This window comes from Mesorhizobium sp. M1169 (genome assembly GCF_040318345.1).
Classification (GTDB): domain Bacteria; phylum Pseudomonadota; class Alphaproteobacteria; order Rhizobiales; family Rhizobiaceae; genus Mesorhizobium.
On sequence record NZ_JAMYME010000041.1, the window covers coordinates 12,623 to 37,074 of the forward strand.

The following is a 24,452-nucleotide window of genomic DNA, read 5'->3' on the forward strand; positions in this document are numbered from 1 at the left end:
CCTTGGGCTGAACCGCATTTCGTTTGCAAGCCAACTGGACTGGGAAAACGCCATGCAACTGGTGCTGTTGATCAGGCCAGTTTGGCGGCAGATTTTCGTGCGAGACGAATTTCCGAGAGCGATGCATGACCCGGCAAGGAAAGCTGCTTCACATCCATATCGCGCCCGCTGCCTCCTAATGAAATGGAGGATCTGGCGGAGGCGTAGCTTGTTGCCGGCCGAGGCGGGCTCGAGCACCCGCAAGAGATAATCGACGATCTCTACCAGGCCTTGTCCACCGCCGAACGATCGAATTATCCAGCGCATGGTGCGGCATGCACCATGCGATGCCAGAAGATCTGGACGCTCGACAAGCACCTTTCTTCAAACATTTCCCGAACGACCCGCAGCGCAAAGCCTCCCCATGAGAAAAGAGCATCCCATGTCTTTCACGCCATTGATTGCCCCCGAGATCAAGGCCCGCTACCCGGATTTTCATCTGATCAGCATTGTGGTGCGGAACGCTGAAATCGACGTGCCGGATGCACAGGCGTTGAACGACACGATTGCGGCGGCGGAACAGGCGGCGCTTCGCGATGACGCCCAAAGGGACGCGCGTCTTGCGGCGTGGGCCGTTGCCTACGAGGCTTTCGGCACAAAGGCCAATCGAACGCCGTGCTCGGCCGCCGCGCTTCTCAAGCGGGTGCGGAAAGATGGCTCTCTCCCGCGGATATCCCCACTGGTTGATGCCTACAATGCCGTCAGCGTGCTGTACGGCGTTCCGATTGGCGGGGAGGATCTCGATCTTTACCAGGGGGTCCCGAGACTTTTAATTGCGAAGGGAGCGGAGCCATTCGACACGATCCAGCAAGGTGAAATGGTAACCGAGCATCCCGAACCGGGCGAAGTCATCTGGTGCGATGATGCCGGTGTCACGTGCCGCCGCTGGAACTGGCGGCAGGGGCGGCGCACCATGGTCACGGTCGATACCCGCGCCATGTGGCTCGTGCTGGAAGCCCTCGGCCCAGTGTCAGCTAAACAGATGACGGCCACCGGAGAGCATTTGATGGGACTTATCCAAGCGTTGTGCCCGGGTGCGCGAATCGAAACCGCGCGAATCGACGAGTCCACTACATCTCGTGTTCCTTAGGGTATGGCCCCACCTTTCGGAGAAACACCCCACTCAGCCCTGTCCGGATCTGGCGCTCCTTGCTCGCTCCGCTGGCCTACACAGTTGATTGCGAACGACCCAGAACGGCTCTCGAAAACGAGCGTCGAACGAAATCAGATCACCGCTTGTTCTCCCTTAGCGTTGTTTGGCGTACTTTTATCGCGATGCCTCCAGTGGGGATGGTCCAAATTGCGCAAGCTCGGTCGAGTGATCGCGGAGAAGCTTAATGTCGACTACATCGAAATTCATGGAGCGGTACGGACAACGGGTGCGAACCCGGGACGTCGTCCCGGTGTCGTCAGGCTCTCCCGTCCGACTGAGCCTCAGTTTTCTTCACGGCGCGAATACTCCTGAGGCCGCCCGGATTCTCGTTAAGAGACAGCTGCCGCTCAGGACGGCCCACGCGATACTCACGGAGATGGTCGATCACGGCAAGGCGTTCGTGACGGTTCCTTGCGTCGACGACCTATTGCCACTGAAGAATGAACTGTCGTCCGCAGGCGTGATCGCGAAGGTTCATGCGCCGCGGCCGATAAGTGTTCGCGAAGTCCGGGATCGCACGAAGCTCTCTCAGGAGGCATTCTCCGTGAGGTATGGCCTCGATCTGGCAACGCTTCGAAACTGGGAGCAAGGTCGCTCGAAACCGGATGCAGCGGCGAATACTCTCCTTTGGACCATCGCCCGGAATCCGGAAGCAGTCGAAGAATCGCTGGACATGGAGGACGGAGTGGCTGCCCCTTCGCCCTAAGGGGGCCGATCACTTCGGCGCGCGGCAATTCGGCCGCCAGCGCGATGGCCGGCCGCCGCGCGGTATCGACAGCGCGCGAGCCTCATGCGTCAGACGCCTTCCTTGGCATGTCGCACGCCAGATCCCAAACATGATTCCATCGCAACGAGCTGGTGACGGAAGCAGTGTCTGCACTTTTGGAAACGAGCCATTTGCGTTCTCATGGACGTCGCGACTCGTCTCGTCCAGTAAAAGTCGCAATCATTGTCAATTGCGATGTTCCGCAGTCAGCTGGCCGTTTATTTTCCTAAGATCTGCGTTATAGGCCGGGGTGTTGTCGCCGTTTCGGCGGGTAAGATGGGATAGGCGACCTCGGGTGCCTTTCCGGTCAGCGAGTTGAGGAAGGCAACAAGCAGGTCGACTTCTTCGTCCGCCAGTACCACGCCAAGCTGGGTGGTTCCCATGATGGCAACGGCCTGTTTCAGATCCCAAACCTTGCCCGAATGAAAGTATGGCGCGGTGAGTGCAACGTTGCGCAGCGGCGCCACGCGGAAAACATAGGAATCGTCGGCTGCATTGGTGACCGCAAATCGGCCCTTGTCTTTTTCCGGCAGGACCTCGGCGCTGGGCTGTTCCACGAGGCCGAATGGGTAATAGGCTTGCCCACCAACGTTGATACCGCCATGGCAGGACGAGCAGCCTTTGTCCATGAAAAGCGCCAGGCCCTGTTTCTGTTCGGAAGTCATGGCGGCGTCATCGCCATTCAGGAAACTGTCGAAGGGGGCCGGCGTGACCAGTGTCGCCTCGAAGGCTTCGATTGCCTTGGCGAGGTTGTCGAAGGTGACCCGATCGGCTTCAGCCGGAAAAGCTGCATCGAACCACTCGACATATTGCGGCATGGACTTGAGCGTGGTGATGACTTGGCCCGGTGTATTGGCCATTTCGATCCCGGCTTGGACCGGTCCCTTCGCCTGAGCCTTCAGGTCTTCGGCACGACCATCCCAGAACTGGGCGATGTTGAAGACAGCGTTCAGTACAGTCGGCGCGTTGCGCTGTCCCTTCTGCCAACCATGGCCGATCGAGGTTTCGTGATTGTCGTCGCCGCCGGTGGCCAGGTTGTGGCACGAGTTGCACGACAAGACGCCTGACGCAGAGACGCGTGGATCGAAGAACAGTGCCTTGCCGAGAGCGATCTTTTCCGGGGTGATCGGGTTGTTGGCGACTGCCGGCGTGGTGGGTGGCAAAGCCTTGAAAGTGGCCATTGCCGTTTCTCTGAGGTCTGCGGGGATCGAATCCGCAGCAAAGGCGATGGCCGTCAGCAAGGGGACAGCCATCGTACTGAATAGGATTTTCATAAATGATCTCGCTGCGTCGTGCACGCAGCCACTCTGGGATATGCGGCTCATGAACGCCCTGCGCTAGATCAGTTGCGGGAGAGGACCGGGGGTCTGACACCTGTTTTTGCGGCAGAGCTTGGACCGTCCCGGAATTGAACGCTCTTCTCGATTGGATTTTGGGAGGCGGAGGATCGCTGCTCGGCAAGCGGCGGCGCCGGAGCCGTGCTCCGGTTCTCTCTGCGCCTTCAACTATGAAGAAATCGGGGCCACCGTGTCGGAGTCGGTTTGGGGCCGGTTATCTGTTCCGCAGCAGGTCCTGCTCGACTTCCGCCTGCCTTCGCCAGATCGACCTTGGCCCAAATCGATCCGCGATAGTGTCTTGTAGCACCTTTGCGGGACGATCTTATTTCGACTGTAGAGGGCCGTTTGGGGTGAGCAGAATTACACGAATTTCAGAGGCGCCTGAGTAGCTGTTTTAATTGGCTTGTAGGCCTCCATAGAGCGAATATTGGCAGACGACGGAGCACAATTTTGGCTTCGTTTATCATCTTGCTTCGATGGGGCCAACTGCTTTGCAATCATTACACGGCAATTTACCATCATGAATTTGAGAACCAAGTCCCACGCAGTGATTTTCACACCGGAGGCGTTGCAATCCTATCGCGAGAAGCTGATTTACAAATACAACAAGATGATTAACATCGCCATAGCGCCGCAAAATATTGTTTGTTCGCTACACTACGCTCCAGATGCCGGCGAAATCTCGACACAATAACCTCGTCGGCGTACCCGCTCCAGCCTCACACACGACTGCGGCGCCTATACTTGCGCTTTTCCACTGCCCGACATGCAGGCAGCGAGCCATTGCATCGCCGAGGTTGCATCTTCCAATATGGCGACCTGCTTCGCAAAGCGGAAAACAGCCTTGCGCGCTGCGCTCGCAGGTTTTCGTCCGTTGTATGCATCAAAGCACGCCCTGAGGGCGGCTTCGTAGATCCGGTCTCTGCGATCTTCTGGCCATTCGTTGAGAAAATCGATAGCATCCGCAGGACTGGCAATCTCTTGCACGATGTGCGCTGCACGCCTTACGAAAAGTGGGCTGCTGAAAGTCCCTGAGCTCATTCGTTCCTCCCGACCTGCTGAAACCGCTAGTTTTGCGTGAACAGGCGCCTCCTCTACACCCGCCCACCATTGCGGAATGTGTTGTCACAGCGATAGCGGTTCAATAGCAAAGCAGCGGCGTGATGTCCTCGGTTTGCCAGCGGGTCAATGCCTAACATCCTGCTGCAAGAGCGGCTCACCGGATGAATCTAGATCGTTTCGACCATTGCGAATCAACGCTTGATAGTTCCTCCACGCGCCACCAGGAAGCGGCCACTGCTCTGCCATCGATTTCACAGCCAAAAAGAGGATGGCGAAACAGAAATAGCCTGCTTCGTTTCGAGATCACTGGTCATTTCGGCGCAAAGCTTACGGCCGAGACGCGCCTGAAAATGCGCAAGGACCGCGGCAGGTCGCCAACAACGGGCGGATCAACGGTCACGACGGCGGATACCGCGCCATAGAATCTCGCTGGGCGAGCATCGCAATAATCATGTCGAGACCTTTGTTGCTTTCAGCGGCGACCGCCACTATGAAGCGACGCTTCGCCGACTGTGTTTCACGCCGCCTGGAGAGTTTCATGACAGAAGAAGCCGAAAAAAACATCGACACCCTCATCGAGCTCACGGCCGATGTCGTCTCAGCCTATGTCTCCAACAATCCGATCCCGGTGGGGGATCTCCCTGCCCTCATCGGCCAAGTGCACGCGGCTCTGAAAGGGACGGCCGGAGGTGTCTCTGCAGAAGAGCCGGTTGCCCTTACGCCTGCAGTCCCGATCAGGAAGTCGGTGACACCGGACTACATCATCTCCCTTGAGGACGGGAAGAAATTCAAATCGCTAAAGCGCCATCTGTCGACCCACTATGGGCTGACGCCGGATGGATATCGGGCCAAATGGGGCCTGCCGGCGGATTATCCCATGGTCGCGCCGAACTACGCCGCGGCGCGCTCGTCATTGGCCAAGACGATGGGGCTCGGCCGCAAACCGAAAGCGCCGGAAGCACCGGAGCCGACGAAGCGAACCCGCAAGAAGGTCGCGGCTTGATTTTGGCAATCGAGATTCGTTCTGGAGCGTTGCAGCCATCGGCTTAATCTGCTCGTCATATAAAAAGGCGGGGCCAACCCCGCCTTCCTTTCAAACAACTTTGTTTCATGAGGAATTCGCGACGCCTGCAGCAATCTGCTGCCCTCAGTTTTTGCTCGCTCCTATCGAGCGGCCGTGAGGACCTCCGGACCTACGCGCCCACTCTTGCCAAGACGCAGGAGAAAATTTCAACCAGCTTTGCTGAGGCTGCCAGCGGAGGACTTGCCGGTGCGGCGATCCTGCTCGATCTCATAGTTGATCTTCTGGCCGTCAGCGAGGGTCGAGAGGCCCGCGCGTTCGACAGCGGAAATGTGGACGAAAACATCCGGACCGCCATTGTCGGGCTGGATAAATCCAAACCCCTTGGTGCTGTTGAACCACTTTACCGTTCCAGTAGGCATATACGTGTTCCTCCTTAACAATTGCAACGTGGGCAGGCCATTAGGCCTGCCCGACTCATAGCCGAGACTTGGGCGCAGCAAAAAGCGAAAAATTGTTAAGCCCCGATCAGCTGGCGCACTCCATTTTGGCCGTAGTCGCCAGCAAGCAGTGTCCTACACTACCGCTCGAGCATGGCCGGAAGCGCCCGATCCTTCCAACGCTCCTCAGCGCCACGTCTATGGCTGGTGCTTGGAGGCACGGGACGTAAGGCCGACCGCTGCTCGTGCCGCCAGGTCAAAGGTCGGGTGGTTCACGGAGCTACCTTCGTGCATAACGGCTTGGCAAGCGCTTGAAGGAGTTTCGAATTGGATTGTTTCAAGAGGGTCGAGGCGTTAATAGATGCCACCAGCGTGGAAGCGATCGATAACGCGCGCGTTTTGCTGGACCAGTTCAAGGGCAAGTCAGAAACAATCGCTCAAGCGATCGATGACTTCCTACTTGATTTCATGACCTTGCTGTTTGTGGTAGAAGCTACCCGCGAGCGGTTCCACAATCCGGCGAGGCGGTTGGCGCGTATCAGATTGAGCAGGATCAGGCTGTTACTCACCCGATGCTCTTGACCTAAGGGACCACGCCGCCAGCGATGCGTTTGCAGCCGCAAAGAAGGCAAAATCTGTTCGCCGGCAAACCGAGCACAGCCAGGCGGTATTTACGCAGATGAATTCGATCGCGACCGCCAAATTCTCCTGTTTGGTACCCAGCGACGACGGCAAGCGCGGACACCTTCCGTGCTGCTGTCCTCCAGCGACAAACGTGCCTGCATGCCCCCATCCACGGCGAGCTCGACGGTTGTTTCTTACGTTTGATCAAGGTCCCGCGCAAACACTCCCCTTTCCCGCAGCAACTCATCAGGCTCAACGGCCTGGCGGCAGGCGCATTACGCCAGAAGCGCGCAACCGCATCGTTTTTTCCGGCCCGAGTCCTACGATCTTCGTTTTCCAGCGCCTCGCGGATATCGCCCAACTCGCCGATCTTTGATCAGATCCGTCTTCGCGCGCGAGCAGGCTCCGCGCTCGAGTTGGCTGGGCTGCTCACGCCTCTGCCCTTCAGCATCGACCCGGTCTGGCTGTCGAGGACAGGGTTCCGCTGGGGCGACCAACATCTCCATTCTCACCGTCAGTGCAGCGGCCATTCGAAGCGCATCCTATACCCCTCCCCCGGCAGCGCGCCCAATCGTCTTCCGAACGAAGAAGATATCCTCAGCCGCGCGCGCGTCGCGTTCGGCCCTGTCCGATGTCCGACAATGTCGCATGCGCAGCATGGCAGAGCCGGACTTGTCCACATGCCTCGAACGGTTTTCTGATCTGGCACGGTGCATGCTTGGTCATCCGCAAGGCGTCGCGGACCAAGGAGTATCCGTCCCATGATCACCTCACCAAGAAATACCGCCGCAGGTCTCCTGGGTCCATCCAAAGATGAGGCTCGAGTAAGGCCTGGCCCCATGAAGAGCTTATTCATCTGCCTCGGCGCTGCCCGCCGATCCTCCCACGCGGGGAGACGGGGACGCAGCGCCTTCATCAAAATGAGGAACAAATCACTTTCCCTCGAATTTTGCCTTTCGACCAGCCATCACAACCGGAGCCATCGATCGTCCCCCTGGCTGCGCAAGGCGTTCATTGCCACCGCGCTGGCCTTGGTGACGACCGCTCCGGCTTTGGCCGCCACCGACGGCGGCAAGGTGACGGATTTCCTGCTCGACAACGGCATGGAAGTGGTCGTCATCCCCGATCACCGCGCGCCGATCGTCACTCATATGGTCTGGTACAAGATCGGCAGCGCCGACGAGCCACCCGGCAAATCAGGCCTTGCCCATTTCCTCAAGCATCTGATGTTCAAGGCGACGACCAACCACGCCGCCGGCGAGTTCGACCGAGCCGTCTCAGCCATCGGCGGCTACAATAACGCCTTCACCGCCTACGACTACACCACCTTCCTCGAGACGGTGGCGCCCTCGGCGTTGGGTGAGATGATGGGCTTCGAGGCCGATCGCATGTTCAACCTCATCCTCAACGACGATGATATCAAGACCGAGCGTGACGTGATCCTGGAGGAGCGCCGTTGGCGCAGAGAGACGAACCCGCATGCTCTGCTGGACGAGGAGGTCAACGCGACGTTGCGGCAGAACCAGCCCTACCGCATTCCGGTCATCGGCTGGATGCAGGAGATGGAGAAGCTGAACGGCACCGACGCATTCACCATCTACAACAAATACTACCGACCGAACAACGCCGTGCTGGTGGTGGCCGGCGACGTAGAGCCTGAGACGGTGAAGGCGCTGGCCGAGAAGACCTATGGCAAGGTTGTGCGCGGGCCGGACCTGCCCCCGCGCAACCGTCCGGTCGAGCCGGAGCAGAACACCAGGCGCACAGTGACGCTGACCGATGCGCGCGTTTCGGTGCCGAGCTTTTCCACTCAATGGGTGGTGCCGTCCTATCATACGGCAGAGCCCGGCGAGGCCGAGGCGCTCGACCTGCTGGCCGAGATCCTCGGCGGCGGTAACCGCAGCCGGCTATATCAGGAGCTTGTCGTCAAGCAAGGCATAGCCTCGGCGGCCGACGCCTCCTTCCAGGGCACCATGCTAGACGACACCAATTTCACCATCTCCGGCTCGCCGCGCGGCGATGCAAAGCTCGTCGATCTCGAAGCGGCGGCCGTTGCCGAAGTCGCCCGGATCGCCAAGGATGGCGTCACCAGCGACGAGCTGGACAAGGCCAAAGACCGCTATATCCGCTCTGTGATTTTAGCGCACGACGAGCTGGACCACATCGCCAACATTTATGGCAAGACGCTCACCACCGGTGGCAATGTGAAGGACGTGCTCGAGAGGCCGGACCGCGTCCGCAAGGTCACCACCGACGAGGTCAAGGCGGTCGCCGCGCGTTTTCTGGTGCTCGACCATTCGACCACAGGCTATCTTTTGCCGCAGCAACAGGCGGGGAATTGATCATGAGCTCCATCCCCATGCAAATGCGCCAGCCGGTCTTCCCTTCACCCCTTGTGGGAGAAGGGAAGACCTGGCGCGCCTTCGCCACCCTGTTCCTCTCCATCCTCTTCTCATCTTGCCGGCGCTCGCCGCCCGCGCAATGACTATCCAGGAAGTCAAATCGGCAAAGGGCATCACCGCCTGGCTGGTCGAGGATCATACGGTGCCGATCATCGCCATCCGCTTCGTCTTCGACGGCGGCACCGCGCAGGACCCGGGCCGGCAAGGAAGGCCTCACGACCAGGAGGCGGTCGACCGCATCCGCGCCCAGATTTTCTGCGGCATCATCGCCAATGAGCGCGACCCCGAGACAATCGCCCAGCGCAAATGGCGGCGCGCGATCTACGGCACGCACCTTTATTCGAGGCCGGACGAAGGTACCAAAGTGAGCCTCGCCGGGATAACGCCGGCCGATCTCGGCGCCTTCCACCAGGCGACTTTTGCTCCCGACGGGCTCCATGTTGCAGTGGTTGGCCACATCGACGCCAAGACGGTAAGGGACAAGCTCGACCAGCTGTTCGGCGATTTGCGCGAGAAGCAGACGCTTTCCCCCGTTGCCGATGTCTCTGCAAAACTCGGACAGCAGGTGGAGGTGAACTACGATCTTCCGCAGACCTCGCTGCGATTGGCTTTTCCAGGCTTCAAGCGGAGTGCGCCGGACTTCTTCCCCGCGGAGCTGATGAAGGAGATTCTCGGTGGCAGCGCCTTCACCTCGCGGCTGTTTGATGAGGTGCGGGAAAAGCGCGGCCTTGCCTATGGCGTCCGCTCTTATCTGGTCGATATAACCAGCATTCTAATGCGCTGCTGGTTACGACAGCGACACGCTCGGACCGCGCCGCCAAGACCCTGAGCATGGTCCGTCAGGTGGTGAAGGATATGGCGGAGAAGGGGCCGACGGAGGCCGAGCTCGAGGCGAGCAAGAAATATCTGATCGGCGTCTATGCCATCAAACATCTGGATTCCTCGAGCTCGATTGCAGCCACGCTGGTCGATTTGCAGCTCGACAATCTCGGCCTCGACTACATCCAGCGCCGCGCCGCCCTCATCGATGAGGTGACGCTCGACCAGGTCAAGGCAGCGGCGAAGAAGCTGCTTTCGGCCGAGCCAGCCATTATGGTCGTCGGCCCGCCGCTGGGGGCAAAGGATAAGCCCAGGACCCCATTTCGACCTTCCTTCTCCCCTTGTGACGCCGGGGACGAAATCGGTTCCGTGGGGTAAACGGGATCTGTTACGAGCGGTTTTCGGGCCTTGCGAGGCATTCGTCGGTTCGGGCGGCCGATTAATGTGGCGCGCTCCTCGTCAGGCCAGCCTCTCTTCGAGTGGATAGAGGACGCCGATCGTTGTAGGCGCAGGCCACCAGCATGCACCGGTGTGCGTGGCGAAGCCGACGAACGATTGTTCAGCCTAGGTTTAGTGAGAACCGCGAGCCATCGAGTAGGCGGCGATCAGGATGGCGTCTTTCAATGGTCACCCTGCATGGCGATCGGAAATTTGCGCCTGGGAAGGCGATGAAACACACTCGTCATAGACCGCCCCTCTCCTTCACTTCATGCGCTCGCATGGCACTTAGCAAGGGAATAATTGTGCAGGTAACATCTTCCCGTCATGAGAGGCTGTTATGTATTTTTATGTTTTCGTGCGCACGTTTTCCGCATTGCTCACATTTCTAACGGCCGTATTCTATTACCTTCGCGATTCTTCCCCACCATTTCGGCTGCAGCATATTTCGATTTCAAGGGGCCGTGGTCCGCCCTCAACCGAGGATCGAATTTGAGGCATGTCGATAATGCCCGTCCGCGTCAATCGCGTCATGCCTCGGTTGAAGACCAGATGCTGCATCGGAATGAATCGCAGTTCTATCCATCAGCTGTACTGCGCGACGGCTTGCCCTCGGCCGTTGAGTGTCAACAATTGTGCCAAGTTCATCGAGGGTTATAGCGCCCCGAACAATGCGGTTTGGTGGCAGCACTAATGATATCCAATACCTTCTTGATCGTTGTAGTCATAAACGAGTAAGCCATCTGCTTTTACGGCCGTCATTGGAGAAACCTCAAACCGTCGCCTAGTTCCTTTCTCACCAATTGTGTCTCCGACATAGAACAAACCGATCTTTAGATTCTTTATAAGCGAACGCGTATTCTTTGGGCGGATGAATCCAATCACTTTTTCAACCTTTAAATAATCGAAAGCAAATTGGACCACTGCCCTTCCGGCCTCGACCCCGATCCCTTTTCCGGAGGCCGCAAGGTGGAGGCAGGTTATGATTTCCACGTTATTCGGATCTGCGGACACATAATTCGGATCTTCGGACAGATACGTGCCGATGCACATCAATCCACAATAGCCAGCGAATTTCCTGGCTTGGCCTTCATCTTTGACGAACACCATCCATAAGCCGAAACGATTGTGCTGCCAATGATTGATGAACTGAACCAGTGCAGCTTTCGACTGTTCTATCGTCGGATAGTCCCCATCTCTGATGGCGTTCACCACGAACGGATCGCTATGAAGTCCGTGTAGAAGAAGCTGGTCGCTCTGCGACGGCGGCCTTAGGATTAGGCGCGGCGTTTCTAGGATGTGCATCAGAAGATTCCTTTCTGATCCGGCACTGACAATTGAGCGGCGCCCACAACAAACATGGGACTATGATCTCCTAGAATGCGCGTTTGTTGGGTTAAAGTTCTAGGAAATCTCTGCAATAATCTGGTTTCCGGGATGCTGAAGGTTCTTTAAATTCGCTGAGACGGGCGGCCATTGCACGCTGATGATGTGCTGAAGTCACCCAAGGAGGTTGCAGGCCTTGCCTGGGCGCGAGAAGTCGAGAATCACACCCTTGATGTTGGCCCATAGGCAAGCAGAGTTCTTTCGAGAGCTGACCGGCGACGCGGTTCAGCTCGCGCTGGCACTAGATCGCCAGCACGTTGGCGCGTAGGTCCACACGAAGCGCCTGAACATGCGCCACCTCTAGAGAATGCAAAGTAACTTTCCCTTTCCAACTAGTAACGTGGTCTACCCCCGTCCGTCCGAGGTCCTATGCGAAAGCCGCACGTGCGCAATACATCCGCCTCCACCAATAGACCGTCCGGATCCGCTATTGCCCCTGTGCCTGCCGATGATCCGTCACCTGAGATCCCCTGACCTGTTTGGACCCATTGATCGCCTGCCGGCACTTGGCCCCACTATCGGCGAGCGGACATTCGAGGTCGTTAACCCCCGACCGGCGAATTGCTGGCAGAACTTCCCGACATTGGCGTGGAGGAGACGCGCGGCGATCGACAAGGCCTATATTGCGCAAGCGGAATGGGCGGCTTTGACCGCCCGGGAGCGCAGCGACATGCTCTGGCGCTGGCATCAGCTGATCGTCGACCACGCCGACGACCTCGCGGCGATTCTCACTGCGGAGATAGGCAAGCCGATTGCCGAAGCCAAGTCGGAGGTGTCGCATGCGGTTGCGTATCTGCAATGGTACGCCGAAGAGGCCAATCGCATCTATGGCGAGACGATCTCCGCACAATCGACGGACCGCCGCATGCTGGTGATCAAGCAACCGATCGGCGTTGTTGGCACGATCACGCCATGGAATTTCCCGGCCTCGATGGTGGCGTGCAAAATCTCGCCAGCCTTGGCGGCGGGCTGCACGATCGTCCTCAAGCCCGCTGAACAGACGCCGCTCGTGGCGGGAGCAACGTTCGCCCTCGCCCATCAGGCTGGCTTTCCCGAAGGCGTCGTCAACCTGATCTATGCGTCCGAAGGTGACGCGGTCGGCCGCGAACTTTGTACCAATCCCAAGGTCCGCAAGATCAGCTTCACCGGGTCGACTGAGATCGGGCGCCTTCTCATGCGCCAGTGCACGGACCAGATCAAAAAAGTCAGCCTTGAGCTCGGCGGAATGCACCTTTCATCGTCTTCGATGATGCCGATATCGATGCCGCGGTTGACGGTGCGATCCAGGCGAAGTTTCCGCAATGCCGGCCAGACCTGCGTTTCGGCGAACCGCCTTTACGTCCAGTCGGGCGTTCACGACGAGTTCGTCGAGGATTCGTGGAACGGGCTCGCCAACTTCAAGTTGGTGACGGTTTCGCTCCCGGAGTGGACATCGGACCGCTCATCGACAAGCACGCTTTGGCCAAGATCGAATCCCATATTGCCGATGCCGTCGCCAAAGGCGGCGCAAACGCATCGGCACGAATGGCACGTTTTTCCAACCGACAGTCCTGACCGGTGTCTCCAGCGAGATGACCGTCGCGCAAGAAGAGACATTTGGGCCGCTGGCACCGATTATTCGCTTCAAAGATGCGGATCAGGTCGTGCGTGAGGCCAACGACACGATCTACGGCCTCGCGGCCTACTTTTATGCCTCCAACCTGAAGCGTGTCTGGCGTGTGGCCGAGGCCTTGGAATATGGAATGGTCGGCGTAAATACCGGCCGGATGTCTTCAGAAGCGGCGCCGTTCGGTGGGATAAAACAGTCCGGCATCGGGCGGGAGGGATCCCGCCATGGCCTCGAGGACTACCTCGAAGTGAAATATCTCTGCATGGGCGGCATCTGAATTTTCGGCTTGCAGGGTTCACAGACCGGGTAACCTAGCGAGCGATCTCCAAATATGTGAATTGTAGGATCGCACCTCGATTGGGAACTGAGGGGCGGCTCCGTACCCGAGCAAACACGCAATCCTGAAGGAGCACCCTGGCTGGACTTATCTCCCGACGAGACAAGCGTCTTCATTGTCGGCGAAGACGGCGTGCAAGTGACGGAGGATACGCTTGCGAGGGATTTGGCGGCCCTGGCCGACTATCTTCAGGCGACGGGCTGTCTTTTGCGCGGGTCTGGTTGGAAGCTTGTGCACCATCGCGATCGTGAACGCTGGTTGTGCGCAATATCCGGTTTCTGGGGCAGAATTTTGAACCTGCTACCTTCCGATTGTCAGTAGCTCAGTTGTTCTTCGGCCGACTGCCGCGCCAGTACAGGCTCGGACAGAATCGAAGATACCATCAGGCAGGCATTCGCATTCGACATTTCCGGTGATCGGCGCACGATCCAGGGCGCGCCAGGTTGACCAAGCGCCTCGAACCGCATGACAGTCTTGATCGGCTGGAGGACGGAAATCCCGCGATGCCGAAGAGATTGGTCAGCGCAGTCGAGCCCACACGGCATCTGCGGCACGAAACAGCAAGGGCTGGGAAGCGATCGGCCGAGCGGTCCTCGAAGGCGCGGGCCAGGGTGTCGACGATGCGTTGGTTCAGGTCCGCCAATCTGGTCTCTACCAACTGATAGCGGCTTCGGTCGCCAGTGACAGCGAGTAAAGATATTTGGCATCATCGGCTTTGATTGCCGCGCAGATCTGGTCGAGACTGGGATAGCTCACTGGTGCACCTTTGGGCTCATAGTGCTTCCTCCTCATCGAGATGAGGATTGCCGGATTTGGCGTAGAACACCAACACGGGTCCGAGATCAAAGCGCGTCCCGGGCGCAAGGCGCTGGACGGACCGGGGCCATGTTTCGGTTGAGACGCCATCGATGCCTCGCGCCAGCGTTCTGGCAAATCGGGGCATCAGCGGAGCGAGTGTCGGTGCCAGGATCGCAGCGGCCGTCGTCTGAAGGGCTAGCGAAGTCCGATTGCGGGCGGGATAGAAACGTCGCGCCGCCGCATAGTCTCGCGCCCGACGGTAGATCACGCAATCGCGCACGAAATCGCAGACCTGAGCGGCCGCGCGCCGGACCGAGAAGCCTTCGTCCGAATAGGCGCGCTCCATCGCCGCGCGATAGATCTCTATCCGAGCAAAGAAGGCGCGGTCGACCGGGCCCCAGTCGCCTGCATCGGGTACACGGCCGGCAAAATCCTCCTTGATTTCCTGGTTCAACGCATCAAGCCAGTTCAGCCAAATCCCTTGGAACACCTCGTTCTCCGTGCGGCGCAGCGCGTCCAGCGTGAAATCCGTCCGCTCACCTTCCGGGCGTGTCAGGCCCAAATGGAGGCGCACAACGTCGACTGTCTTTGGGCTCAGAACCTCCTTGCCCCAGACCGCATGGCGGCAGCTGGTTGAGAACTTCTTGCCGTCGAGCAGGTAGAACTCGTTGACGTGATAGTGGATGCGTGGCGTCCAGTGGGCGAAGACCTCGGCGTAAAGAGCGGGGTAGAGTAGCGCGTGGTAGAACGAATTGTCGAAGCCGAAGAAATGGACAATCTGCCAGTCGTTGCCGGGCATCTCCGCCTTCCAGTCGCGACCCAGCAAGCGGCCGAGCGCCTGGATGTTGTAAAGAAAACCGAAGGCCATTTCCGGCCAGACCCAGATCACTTGCCCCGGGAACCCTTCGGCCGGCAGGCCCCAGTCCGAGGGGTGGGTAATGGGCACTGAAAAGTTGCCGCGTCGGCGTAGGCGCGCGAAGAGATCCAAGATCCGTAGCGGGACGCCCGACGCCCTTAGATGCCGGTCGATATTGTCGTAGCATCGGTCCAAGGCAAGTTCCGGGCGGCGGACGGAGCCGACCAGCGGCGCCTCGGCAGACTGCCGTGACCGGGCTGCACCCAAGTCGTGGCAAAGGTTTGGGGCGCCGCATTCCTCGCAGATGTTGCCACCGGCGGAGCCGCCGCAATCGGGGCAGAGGCCGCTAACATCCGGCTCGTAAAGATAGTGGCCTGTCACAGCATCGAAAAGCGCAGGGCTCTGGCGCAGATCTACCGCCGTGCTGCTCAGAAGACTGCGGAAACACGCGGCTTGAAACTCGCCGTAACCGTCATCGCCCATTGTGGGTTGGAAGCTGTGGACGTCACAATCGAGAAGTGCAAGCGTGGCGCGAATCTCGTCGGCGTAGTAGCGCGCCACGTTTGCAGGCGTCGATTGATCGGCATCGGCGCGTGTCGTGACGTAGCTCTGGTTGTCATCGCTTCCAGTGAGGTGATATGCTTCGGCTCCTTTCATGCGCAGGAAACGAGTATACACGTCGGCGCCGAAATAGGGGCCAGAAAGATGCCCCAGATGCAGATCGCCATTTGGCGTTGGCGGCGTGGAGAAGACGAAGATCGGCCCGCGTGGAGCCGCAGTCTTTGCAGCGGCATCAAGGGCGGCCTCGCCGTCTCGCCAGTAGACATCGACGAAATCTAGGTCTTCGTGTCCGTCGTTGCGCAGCACATGCGCTTCAAAAGGGTGGAACAGAACGACATCGCCCGCCTCGACCGAGATTTCCCCACGGTCGGTAGTGACCTTGCCCGCGCCAGACAGGACCACGAAGGCCTCGATTTCGTCGTGCCGATGGGGCTCGGATGTAGCGCCCGGTGCCAGCCTACCGAACGAAAAACCCGTCCCGACGCTTCCCGTTCCGAGCGTGGCCATGTCGATACCGAACGCCCGCGACAGCTCCGTTCGAGAAAACGTGTGTTTGCGCATGACAACGAACCTAAGCTGTTGAAGCCGTGGGACCTTCGGCTGCCAACGCAACAGCCTCCCGTGCAATTCGTGGAGAGAAACGGCCCGACCCGTTGGCGGCCCCGGCCAGGATAATGCAGCTCTGGGCCGCCAGGCGGGCGACGAGGGGGGCGCCAGTTGGGCTGTAGGCGTCATAGAAGACCGCCCTGCGACCACCTCCACAATCCAGGTGCCGAAGCGTCTCAACGGGCTGCGGTCGATGCTCCGCGAGCCCGCAAATCAGAACGCCATACTCTCCGCGCATTTTTGAGCGGTCGATCAGTTTCGTGTGCATGCCTCCGCCTGGCTGCGTGAGCTCAATCGCGATAGAAAATGCCATTTGGGGGCTTGAGTTTGTCGAGATCGGCCACTTTGCCCTCGGGCGGGTTAAGGGCGCGCTTAAGCACGTTATATTCAGCACGGGTCGGTCCACCGGTTGAAGCACGCTGGAACACCAAGTAGAGTGTCCGCCGCGAACGATTGCTTTTGTTCGGTCGTGAGTAGTGCGGTGCGTAATCGTCGAAGATGAAGATGTCGCCAGCCTTCCATACTACCGGTTCCCAGGAGAACATTTCGGCGACTTGAGGATCGATCACCCCACCGGCATCCATGGGAAACACCCCCTTCTTGTGGTTGCCCGGGCTGAAGCAAAGCCCGCCGTTTTCCGGGTCGGAGTCGTCGATGCCTATGGCAACCACCGCATGGACCATCCGGTCGGGGAGTTTGTGTGGAATGTGATAAATATCCTGATGCGGGAGATAGCCGCCGCTGTCGGGGTAGTGGAAAATCAGCAACTCCTTGAGCCTGCGCGAATCTTCGCCAAGCAAATCCTCGACCGATGACTTTATGCGCTGATCTTCTAAGAGCAAACGACGCAATGGATCATGGAAGTCGAGAAAATTCTCGATCTTGGAGATGATCTTTCGATTGTCCGTCGTCTTCTCGAACCACATGAGCCATTTATCATCGCTGACATCCCAGCGTGACATATCTTCGACAAAAGTAGAGATATCTTCCTGAGCCGCTGGAGCGAAGAACCTTTCGAGCCTGACGTATCCGTCTTTCTGCCACTTTTCTCTTTGTGCATCTGTCAACATGCGAAAAGCCTCCTGTTGGAAAGACTGGTCGATCGGACATCCCAATTAGGGCAGTCGGGCGCTGGTCAAGTTGCGGGTCCACGGAGACGGACTCACGTCATGTGGGACGGCGATGCTAAGTGCGTTCCGCTCCGGCGGATATTGTCCGCAGAAGCTCGGCGCGAGACTGCCTATGTCAGGCTCAGCCGGGTCCAGGGGTTCCGTAAACTGGGCCGGATCAATCGCTTCACCCGGTCCAGCCACGACACGCACCGCTAAAGGCCGGCACCATCCGGTGACCGCCGAGCCAGCCATGGCCGCCAAGACCACGGCGCTCTTTCGAAGGAGCGACCTGGTACGGTCTTGACGACCGTAGGGGAAATGCACGCCCCCAGAATAATGCGATGCGCCGCTTGGCCCAAGGGCTTGTTCGGTCACGATGATTTCGGAGAAGCCTCCGGCCTTCGCCGCAGCGAAGGCGGACAGCATTCCTAGGATGCTACCGCCGATGATCAAAAGTCTACCAGTCATATCCCGCTGCCCATTTCTTCGGCTGCGGGGTCGGGCCAGCTCTCGATCGAGGTATGGCTGATGAAGCCAGGATGCTCGGGGTTCGCGCATGGCGCGCGCCCAAGAAGGCTATCGAGGATGCGGCGCGCGCGCCAGGCCAGCAGGCTTAGGTTCGGATCGGCCAGGCCGCGCTGCCCGAGGCTCGCGTTTTGTACGAAGATGCGTCTGCCACGCGGCCCGTCCCAGCTCACCGAAAAATCCTCGCGAATAGCTAATTCATTGTCGATCTGCTCCAGCCGGTGCGCGATGGGTTCCAAGAAGTCTGGCACCGCGTTCTCGTAACCGGTGGCCAGGATGACGATGTCAGTCGTGACTTCTTCGACCTCGTCCATGCCGTGCTGCAGGGTCAGCCTGTGACCCGCGCCGGCGTTGATGCAGTGCGAGACGGTGCAGCCCGGCCGCAGTGTGATGTCGCATCGGTTTGGTTCGAAAAATGCGTGGCGGTACAGCGCCTGATAGATTGCGCGCAACGTGCTTTCCGAAATGCCGTCCGAGGCAAGCACGAAACGCCGCAGGAGCAGCTTACGCTGCGACTCGCTCATCGCCGCAAAACGATCCGAAAAGCAGGGCATGAACAACTCGTTTGTGAACGGGCTGTTGTCGAGAGGCAGATAGTTTTCGCGCTGCGACACCCAAGTGATCGAGGCAGGCCGCCGTTCTTTCGGCAGGCCGACAAGGTGCAACATCACCTCGGCTCCCGACTGGCCTCCGCCAACCACGCAGACATGCTTTCTCCGCACCTCAGGATGGATGTGCAGTAAAACAGATGAGTGGAAAAGGTTGCGTCCAGTCCAGCCCTGAAACTGAGGCGGGATTCGCGCCTGCTTGCCAATGCTGACCACGACGTCTCTGGCGCCGAGAACCGCCTTATCCGTCCGCACCCGAAACTCGCCGTCAAAGCGGATTTCGCGCACCGTCTCGCCGCGACGCACAAGTGGGTTCCTGTGGAAGGCCCAGTTCAGGTATTGCTCGAACTCAACTCTGAGCACGGCTTCGAACTGTGCGTTCAGGAAGTGATACAGACGCCCGTTCTCGTGCAGGAAGTTTACGAAAGTGTAGGCTGATTGCGGATTCACCAGCGTGACCAGATCCTTGAAGTGGCTGACCTGGAGCTCCGAGGAATCGAACGCGATGCCCGGATGCCAGCGGAAGTCGATCTGCCGATCCAGGAACAGTGCCCCTTGCCCAACTTGCTCGTGTATCTGACACGCAAGGCTCAAATTAGACGGCCCAGCACCGACCCCAACGCAAGATAACTCCATTTGCTTTCCTCCTATAGAGTCTTCCCACTAGGTGGCTTGTTCTCGGCGAATATCGGCCATAACCATTGGGGCCCTCGCGGACGTTTTCGGAGCCCCGGTCCCGACCGGGTTTGCGAGAATTTGTCCAGCGCGTTCGCGTCGTCGAATGTAGACCCGAGCATTCCAGCGCGGTGACAATCGAGGGGGTCAGGCCGGCGACGTGGGGCAACGACGTATGTCTTATCCGCCCGTCTGGATGCGCGCGTCGCCGTCACGCGAGACGCAGCCCATCGAGGTGTTTGAAGCCGGCGCAATCGTCCGCCTCAACCATGACGCGCCGGCCTTTCGGCGGCTTGATGGCAGGCGAGAGCGCGGTTTTCACTGCGGCGACGGCATTTTCGGTGCGCATGATCATGGACGACGTCTCGCTGATGCGTTCGCAGAATCCCATGCATGGGCCGTGCCAGAGAAGGAAAACTTTATTAAACAATGGGTTGGCGGATTTGCGATCCTGTCGGAAATCCGACATTGAGGGGGGACGCCTCACGGCGGCGCCCGATTTGCACGTCGATGTCGCCTTTTTCCGAATAGCTAATCGGGCACTTTCTGCACCAGAATACTTCTCTTATGGAGACCAGCACGAAGTCTTCATGAACGGACAGTGCAGAACCTTGTGTCTCTGCCGGACAGATCGAATATGCCTCGTCCATCGAGGTCGGCAGTTGCAAGAGCTGCCAGATCCTTCGCCCTGTCGTGCCGTTGCGCTGGCTCGATCCCGACATCCTCCGAGGCCGCGATCATGAAGAGCGACGCAATCTCATGTCCGCCGCGAGGCCTCTCTCATGGGGAAGCACTTCTCTATTTGGTGTCGGATCGATGCTCTTGATGAGATGGTCGCGGATGGGCGCATGCCCAGACCTAAGCGCATCAATGATTTGCGATATGGGACCTTCACCAACTGGATTGTCGAATCTCTGTAAAGATAGCCGGAAGGCTCTGCCGGTTCCAAAAGCACGTGCGCCATTCGGTGCCTGCGACTCAATCCAGGTGGAGGGATGAGGCCGCAAAGCAGTCTTGTGCACGCCCACCGGTGGGCCAGGATGGAGCCATCGTAAACGCAGTTATTCGATGATCGCCGCCGCAGAGCCCTCAGACTGTGCCGCGCCCGACACCGGCGACGTCGTGGTCGTCGATCGCCCCGTCGCCGATGTCGATCCGACAGCTCGGCCAGTTTCGCGGTGAGCTTCACTGCTTATTCCGCAGTGCCCACCGAGTGGCACAGGAGGTTCTATCAGGCGGTCACGGCTGCGTTCGTTGTCGGATCTTCGACGATGTCGGACATGAGACACAGCGCCATCAGGGTGATCGCATTGTTATGAAATGATTTTCTCATTTGGCACGATACCTGCAGCGCAGTCCGCAAAACGCGCTGCGGCACTGAAAGAGGAGAATCATCCCATGATCATGCGCGCCGAACCTGCGGTCGCAGCCGAGAAGCAAACTGGGCATGAGCGCCGCGGCAATCCCAAGCAATTCGAGCAAGACTTTTCGTAGTTCAGTCCACATTTCTGAAGAGCAAGGAGAGAGTATCATGGCGAGAAACCAAATGCGCGCGGCGCGGGGAGTAACAGCGGCCGTTGTCCTCATCGTGATGGGACAGCAGGCCGTCGCGGCGGACCTTGCGCAAGCGGCGAGCGTCCCGCAGGCAGGAGCCTCGGTCACGGAAGCGCCAAGCCCTTGGCAGATCCGGCTGCGTGCGTTGGGGGTCATTACTGAGGATTCGGGTTACGTCAATGCGGTGCCCGGCTCTGGTCTTTCCTATTCGAACACCGTGACGCCGGAACTCGATATCTCCTATTTCTTCACGGACAACATCGCCGCCGAGCTCATACTCGGCACCACCTATGCTAACATCGGGGGCCAAGGTACGATCGGCGGGCTGGGCAATATCGGCAAGGTTTGGCTGCTGCCGCCCACGCTCACATTGCAGTATCATTTTACCGATCTCGGCGCTTTCAAGCCCTATGTTGGCGCCGGCGTGAACTACACGATATTCTATAACCAGGATGCCGGCAGCGCCGATACTCTCAAGGTTAAGAACACGTTCGGCACCGCGCTGCAGGTCGGATTCGACTACATGGTGGATCAGCATTGGGGGGTCAACTTCGATGTGAAGAAGCTTTTCCTCAAGCCAGACTTCGACGTCACCGTCGACGGCGCGAAGCAGACGGGGAAGGCGGAGCTCGACCCCTGGTTGATTGGCGCAGGTGTCACCTACCGCTTCTGATGCGCAACGCGAAGGCGGCCTGATGACAGCCGATCTGAAATGAAGGGCGCCTCGGGCGCCCTTTCCACGCCGACTCTGCACGGGCGGAGTCGGCGTGGAACACTAGAGGGGTGGGGTGTAACCCTTGGGGGGACGTGTCCGAATCGGAGGAACGTTTCTGATCAACGCTATGCGATAACCACCCAGCGCATAGCAGCCGATTGTCGGGGATACTTGAAAAAGCCGTATTAGGAGTCGGCGTCCTCGCCTGCACCCGGCCAGGTACTTGCTTAGCCGCCGACAGGCTGCCCGCGCCAGGGCGCGAAGCCGAACGGGCAAGATCGCTGAAGCCTGCCGAAGACGACCGGGCGCGAACCATGAGCAGCCGGCGCGCGTCGTCAGGCGCGCGGGCCCGTAGCAATTACTTGGAAGTCGGGGGTCACGCCTGTTTGTCGGGCCTAACCAGATCCGTGTGGCTGACGCCGAGGGCCAATGCCAGTTCATAGATCGTGATGATTGTCGGATTTCTTCGGCCTTTCTCCAAGCCGCTGATGGACTGCTGGCTGAACCCGGAAATCTCGGCAAGCTGCTCCTGCGTCAGACGCCTCCTTAGCCTGATCCTCTGCACATTACGTCCGACCAACCTGCGCATATCCATGCACGACAGGCAGCGGATTAGGCAGCTTAGTTTATCAACTATAATATGTAATCCACATCGAGCATCTAAATCCGCTGGCGGAGGGGCTTCGCGGAGGCCATTTTCCGGAGATAGCGATGTTACAGTCTAAATCGAACACGCCTATTGCCGACGAAGTGCACTGGTCGGACAGCCTCACGGCTTACGATAAAGCGCATTTCACGACTTATATGCGGCTGCTAGACGCCTCCGCCGATGGTGCGAGCGAAGAAGAGATGGCCCACCTGATCCTCGGCATCGATCCAGCACGCGAACCGGAGCGCGCCAGGAAGGCTCTTCGTAGTCATCTCAACCGTGCGAACTGGATGGTCACAACTGGCTACAAGAAATTGTTCGCCGGCTGAACAATCGCGCTGTGCGCTCCGTTTCGCCTTTCAAGCAAGGAAATCCCTGTACTCGTCTTTATGAGCGCGTGCCGTCCCGGACGGCGCGGCGAACGCCTCCACGCAGATGATCGGCAGGATCTCACTGGCGGCCTGAACCCGTGACTCGCCGATCAGGGCTTCGGCATTTCCCGTTCCACCCCCCGGCAAGCGAACCGTCGAGCGCCTGGAGGGCGAAGCAGAGGCGACGGCCACGCGCTTCCGGCGGACACATGGGTCTGGCAGTCGTCCGGGCGCAGCTAAAACTGATGATACACTCAAAGGCCCACAGCCGATGTCTCAACTGCCAGGCGGGCAGATCGCGTCCATATGGCGACGCACGGATTGAGTAACCCTCGTACCCGAACCCGGGAATTGAAGATGTCGGTCGGGGCGTGGACACCAGAATACGGCCACATCACGCCTGAGAGAGTCCGCGAGACAGAAGCGCCCCAACGCGCCAGGTCGATGCGCGACGCGACGATGGTGTGGTCATCTTCCACCGATCCGGCCGGTCGGCGGCGCTGACTTCTGCCCAGCTCATGACCCAGGCCCGCCAGGATCACGCGACGGCCCGACATCACGCGGCCCTGCTGGCAACCTGCGCCCACAGCGCCGGCTCAGTGAAACCCGTCGTTTAGCCGAATGGCATCCACCGTCTCGTTGGAGCCGTTGAGATATCCGGCCACGCCGCGGGTTTCCCGATTGTGTGGGTTCTCCGATCCGGGCGCGGCCGGCCGGCTCGGCGAAGGATGTGCTCCATGCACAGATGGGTGACGGTGACAATTCGGCCGGCACAGCGCGACAGGCCGAACTCGATCATAGCTGCGAAGAGGTCGTAATTACCAACAGAACGCCACCCGCTCCCTTCGGGGGTGGATGACGCAACATCGAGCGCACGGCGGGTGCTTTCCCAGACGCTCGGTTCCTTGGGCGCCGTCTTTCCTTCCAACAGCACCGGAACAGTATCGCGAAGCATGGTCGGCCCGCTCGACATTCGTCCGTACATCCGTGGAGCCGCTCCTTGAAAACGCGGTATCGCAGAGGGTGCATTGCATGTAATTTGTTGCCAAAGTCACCTTACCAACCAGCCGCAATAAGTTGCATCATGATGCGTCTATGAAGGAATGACCCTGCCTTGGAGGCGAATGGCCAGCCGAAACAGCCTGTGCTCATGCTCAAGACGACCAAACACGAATTTAGTTTCTCAGAGAATTGAAGATCGTGAGGAGGCCAGCAGGGCTACGGCCTGATCCTTGGTGTGGACGCCGAGCTTCTTCTTCGCATTGTCGAGGTGGAAATCGACGGTACGCGGCTTGATGCCCAAGATGCAGCCGACAGCCCAAGAGGACTTGCCGCGCGCGGCCCATTGAAGGCATTCATATTCACGAGGTGTCAACGAAACGCCGTCCACTGTTCGATTGCCGGACAGCTTTCGACGAGCATAAATGTGAAAACATGTCGCCATGAGTTGGAGCGCCTGTTCGTATCGCTCAGCAACGCGCAGGGAGGCGGAATTGGGCTTATCAGCGGCAAAGGTCACCGCTGCAACACAGCCTCTACGATCGATAATCGGGATCGTCAAACCGCAGCGGATGCTGAACTGGGCCGCCTCATCAAATAGCTTCTGTTGAGCCGGCGACATCTCAACGCAACGCAAATCTGACCCCGGCCATGGAAACGGGGAGCCGCCGCACCGCGCACGCATGATGACGGGATCGACTTTCTGATACTGGTTTTGCAGATAGTGCGCGGTCCAGAGAGGCGGGTAATTCGAGATCAGCTTGGGCTCGCCACAAGATTGCAATGGCAACGACAGATAGGCAAAGGTGAGTAGATCAAGTGCTATGGCCGCCCCAGCCATGGCATCCCGGAGATCTGTTTCATCGACACTCTCCGACAGCTTTTCCAGAAATGTCTCGAAGAGAAGCGGCATGTTCTTCGTCATTGTCCTGACTCAATCCATTCCGTCTGCTGCGCGCCATTCTGACCGGGAGACTCCGCCATAAGCCG

At 58.9% G+C, this 24,452-nt stretch carries 22 protein-coding genes; 12 read left to right on the forward strand and 10 right to left on the reverse strand.

Going from position 1 to position 24,452, the window contains the following annotated elements:
* The first annotated feature begins 421 nt into the window (after window positions 1–421).
* Window positions 422–1,129, forward strand: coding sequence for a B3/B4 domain-containing protein (locus tag NKH41_RS27790; protein ID WP_352934901.1), 708 nt, complete (start codon window positions 422–424; stop codon window positions 1,127–1,129).
* 439 nt (window positions 1,130–1,568) lie between these two features.
* A complete protein-coding gene (locus NKH41_RS27795) occupies window positions 1,569–1,898 on the forward strand; it encodes a helix-turn-helix domain-containing protein (RefSeq protein WP_352934904.1) in 330 nt (109 codons plus the stop codon).
* 278 nt (window positions 1,899–2,176) lie between these two features.
* On the opposite strand, the gene NKH41_RS27800 is transcribed toward NKH41_RS27795, so the two are convergent.
* Together NKH41_RS27800 and NKH41_RS27805 are read right to left on the reverse strand one after the other, a co-directional pair.
* Window positions 2,177–3,232, reverse strand: a complete 1,056-nt coding sequence (locus NKH41_RS27800; RefSeq protein WP_352934907.1) for a cytochrome-c peroxidase — start codon at window positions 3,230–3,232, stop codon at window positions 2,177–2,179.
* A gap of 801 nt (window positions 3,233–4,033) precedes the next feature.
* Window positions 4,034–4,336 carry a DUF982 domain-containing protein gene (locus NKH41_RS27805; RefSeq protein ID WP_352452612.1) on the reverse strand — a complete coding sequence of 101 codons (303 nt, stop codon included), beginning with the start codon at window positions 4,334–4,336 and terminating at the stop codon, window positions 4,034–4,036.
* 559 nt (window positions 4,337–4,895) lie between these two features.
* On the opposite strand from NKH41_RS27805, the gene NKH41_RS27810 reads away from it, so the two are divergent.
* Window positions 4,896–5,360, forward strand: a complete 465-nt coding sequence (locus NKH41_RS27810; RefSeq protein WP_352567522.1) for a Ros/MucR family transcriptional regulator — start codon at window positions 4,896–4,898, stop codon at window positions 5,358–5,360.
* Between the two features lie 227 nt (window positions 5,361–5,587).
* Here the strand turns inward: NKH41_RS27810 and NKH41_RS27815 are convergent, their stop codons facing one another.
* A complete protein-coding gene (locus tag NKH41_RS27815; protein ID WP_023679670.1) occupies window positions 5,588–5,800 on the reverse strand; it encodes a cold-shock protein in 213 nt (70 codons plus the stop codon).
* 345 nt (window positions 5,801–6,145) lie between these two features.
* Between NKH41_RS27815 and NKH41_RS27820 the strand changes: the two genes are divergently transcribed.
* From NKH41_RS27820 to NKH41_RS27835, 4 genes are all read left to right on the forward strand, one after another.
* Window positions 6,146–6,400 (forward strand): hypothetical protein, encoded by a 255-nt coding sequence (locus tag NKH41_RS27820; protein WP_352934910.1) that lies wholly within the window; start codon window positions 6,146–6,148, stop codon window positions 6,398–6,400.
* Window positions 6,401–7,362: 962 nt separating this feature from the next.
* Window positions 7,363–8,784, forward strand: coding sequence for a M16 family metallopeptidase (locus NKH41_RS27825; protein ID WP_352934913.1), 1,422 nt, complete (start codon window positions 7,363–7,365; stop codon window positions 8,782–8,784).
* A gap of 139 nt (window positions 8,785–8,923) precedes the next feature.
* A complete protein-coding gene (locus NKH41_RS27830) occupies window positions 8,924–9,673 on the forward strand; it encodes a M16 family metallopeptidase (protein ID WP_352934916.1) in 750 nt (249 codons plus the stop codon).
* Between the two features lie 2 nt (window positions 9,674–9,675).
* Complete coding sequence (locus NKH41_RS27835; protein ID WP_352934919.1) at window positions 9,676–10,041, forward strand: peptidase M16 family protein; 366 nt, start codon at window positions 9,676–9,678, stop codon at window positions 10,039–10,041.
* Between the two features lie 750 nt (window positions 10,042–10,791).
* On the opposite strand, the gene NKH41_RS27840 is transcribed toward NKH41_RS27835, so the two are convergent.
* Window positions 10,792–11,406, reverse strand: a complete 615-nt coding sequence (locus tag NKH41_RS27840; protein WP_352934922.1) for a GNAT family N-acetyltransferase — start codon at window positions 11,404–11,406, stop codon at window positions 10,792–10,794.
* A 664-nt stretch (window positions 11,407–12,070) separates the two neighbouring features.
* On the opposite strand from NKH41_RS27840, the gene NKH41_RS27845 reads away from it, so the two are divergent.
* Together NKH41_RS27845 and NKH41_RS34255 are read left to right on the forward strand one after the other, a co-directional pair.
* Window positions 12,071–13,138 carry an aldehyde dehydrogenase family protein gene (locus tag NKH41_RS27845; RefSeq protein ID WP_502906058.1) on the forward strand — a complete coding sequence of 356 codons (1,068 nt, stop codon included), beginning with the start codon at window positions 12,071–12,073 and terminating at the stop codon, window positions 13,136–13,138.
* On the forward strand, window positions 13,038–13,373 hold the full coding sequence (locus NKH41_RS34255; RefSeq protein ID WP_502906059.1) for an aldehyde dehydrogenase family protein: 336 nt from the start codon (window positions 13,038–13,040) through the stop codon (window positions 13,371–13,373). The genes NKH41_RS27845 and NKH41_RS34255 overlap by 101 nt, the downstream gene beginning before the upstream one ends.
* A gap of 832 nt (window positions 13,374–14,205) precedes the next feature.
* Here NKH41_RS34255 and NKH41_RS27850 read toward each other — a convergent pair.
* The 3 genes from NKH41_RS27850 to NKH41_RS27860 form a co-directional block, all read right to left on the reverse strand.
* Window positions 14,206–16,383: a class I tRNA ligase family protein gene (locus tag NKH41_RS27850; RefSeq protein ID WP_352934925.1), complete on the reverse strand. Its 2,178-nt coding sequence runs from the start codon at window positions 16,381–16,383 to the stop codon at window positions 14,206–14,208.
* 161 nt (window positions 16,384–16,544) lie between these two features.
* Window positions 16,545–17,324: a phytanoyl-CoA dioxygenase family protein gene (locus tag NKH41_RS27855; RefSeq protein ID WP_352934928.1), complete on the reverse strand. Its 780-nt coding sequence runs from the start codon at window positions 17,322–17,324 to the stop codon at window positions 16,545–16,547.
* Window positions 17,325–17,830: 506 nt separating this feature from the next.
* Complete coding sequence (locus NKH41_RS27860) at window positions 17,831–19,135, reverse strand: lysine N(6)-hydroxylase/L-ornithine N(5)-oxygenase family protein (protein ID WP_352934931.1); 1,305 nt, start codon at window positions 19,133–19,135, stop codon at window positions 17,831–17,833.
* Between the two features lie 214 nt (window positions 19,136–19,349).
* Here NKH41_RS27860 and NKH41_RS27865 point away from each other — a divergent pair, with 214 nt between their 5' ends.
* Both NKH41_RS27865 and NKH41_RS27870 read left to right on the forward strand, forming a co-directional pair.
* A complete protein-coding gene (locus NKH41_RS27865; protein ID WP_352934934.1) occupies window positions 19,350–19,646 on the forward strand; it encodes a hypothetical protein in 297 nt (98 codons plus the stop codon).
* Window positions 19,647–20,720: 1,074 nt separating this feature from the next.
* A complete protein-coding gene (locus NKH41_RS27870) occupies window positions 20,721–21,401 on the forward strand; it encodes an OmpW/AlkL family protein (protein ID WP_352934987.1) in 681 nt (226 codons plus the stop codon).
* A 418-nt stretch (window positions 21,402–21,819) separates the two neighbouring features.
* On the opposite strand, the gene NKH41_RS27875 is transcribed toward NKH41_RS27870, so the two are convergent.
* The gene (locus NKH41_RS27875) at window positions 21,820–22,038 is read right to left on the reverse strand and encodes a helix-turn-helix transcriptional regulator (protein ID WP_352934937.1); all 219 of its coding nucleotides are present in this window, start codon (window positions 22,036–22,038) and stop codon (window positions 21,820–21,822) included.
* 116 nt (window positions 22,039–22,154) lie between these two features.
* On the opposite strand from NKH41_RS27875, the gene NKH41_RS27880 reads away from it, so the two are divergent.
* On the forward strand, window positions 22,155–22,421 hold the full coding sequence (locus NKH41_RS27880) for a DNA -binding domain-containing protein (RefSeq protein WP_352934940.1): 267 nt from the start codon (window positions 22,155–22,157) through the stop codon (window positions 22,419–22,421).
* Window positions 22,422–23,076: 655 nt separating this feature from the next.
* Here the strand turns inward: NKH41_RS27880 and NKH41_RS27885 are convergent.
* Complete coding sequence (locus NKH41_RS27885; RefSeq protein WP_352934943.1) at window positions 23,077–23,448, reverse strand: acyl-homoserine-lactone synthase; 372 nt, start codon at window positions 23,446–23,448, stop codon at window positions 23,077–23,079.
* A gap of 198 nt (window positions 23,449–23,646) precedes the next feature.
* Complete coding sequence (locus tag NKH41_RS27890; protein ID WP_502906060.1) at window positions 23,647–24,375, reverse strand: autoinducer binding domain-containing protein; 729 nt, start codon at window positions 24,373–24,375, stop codon at window positions 23,647–23,649.
* Between the last annotated feature and the right edge of the window lie 77 nt (window positions 24,376–24,452).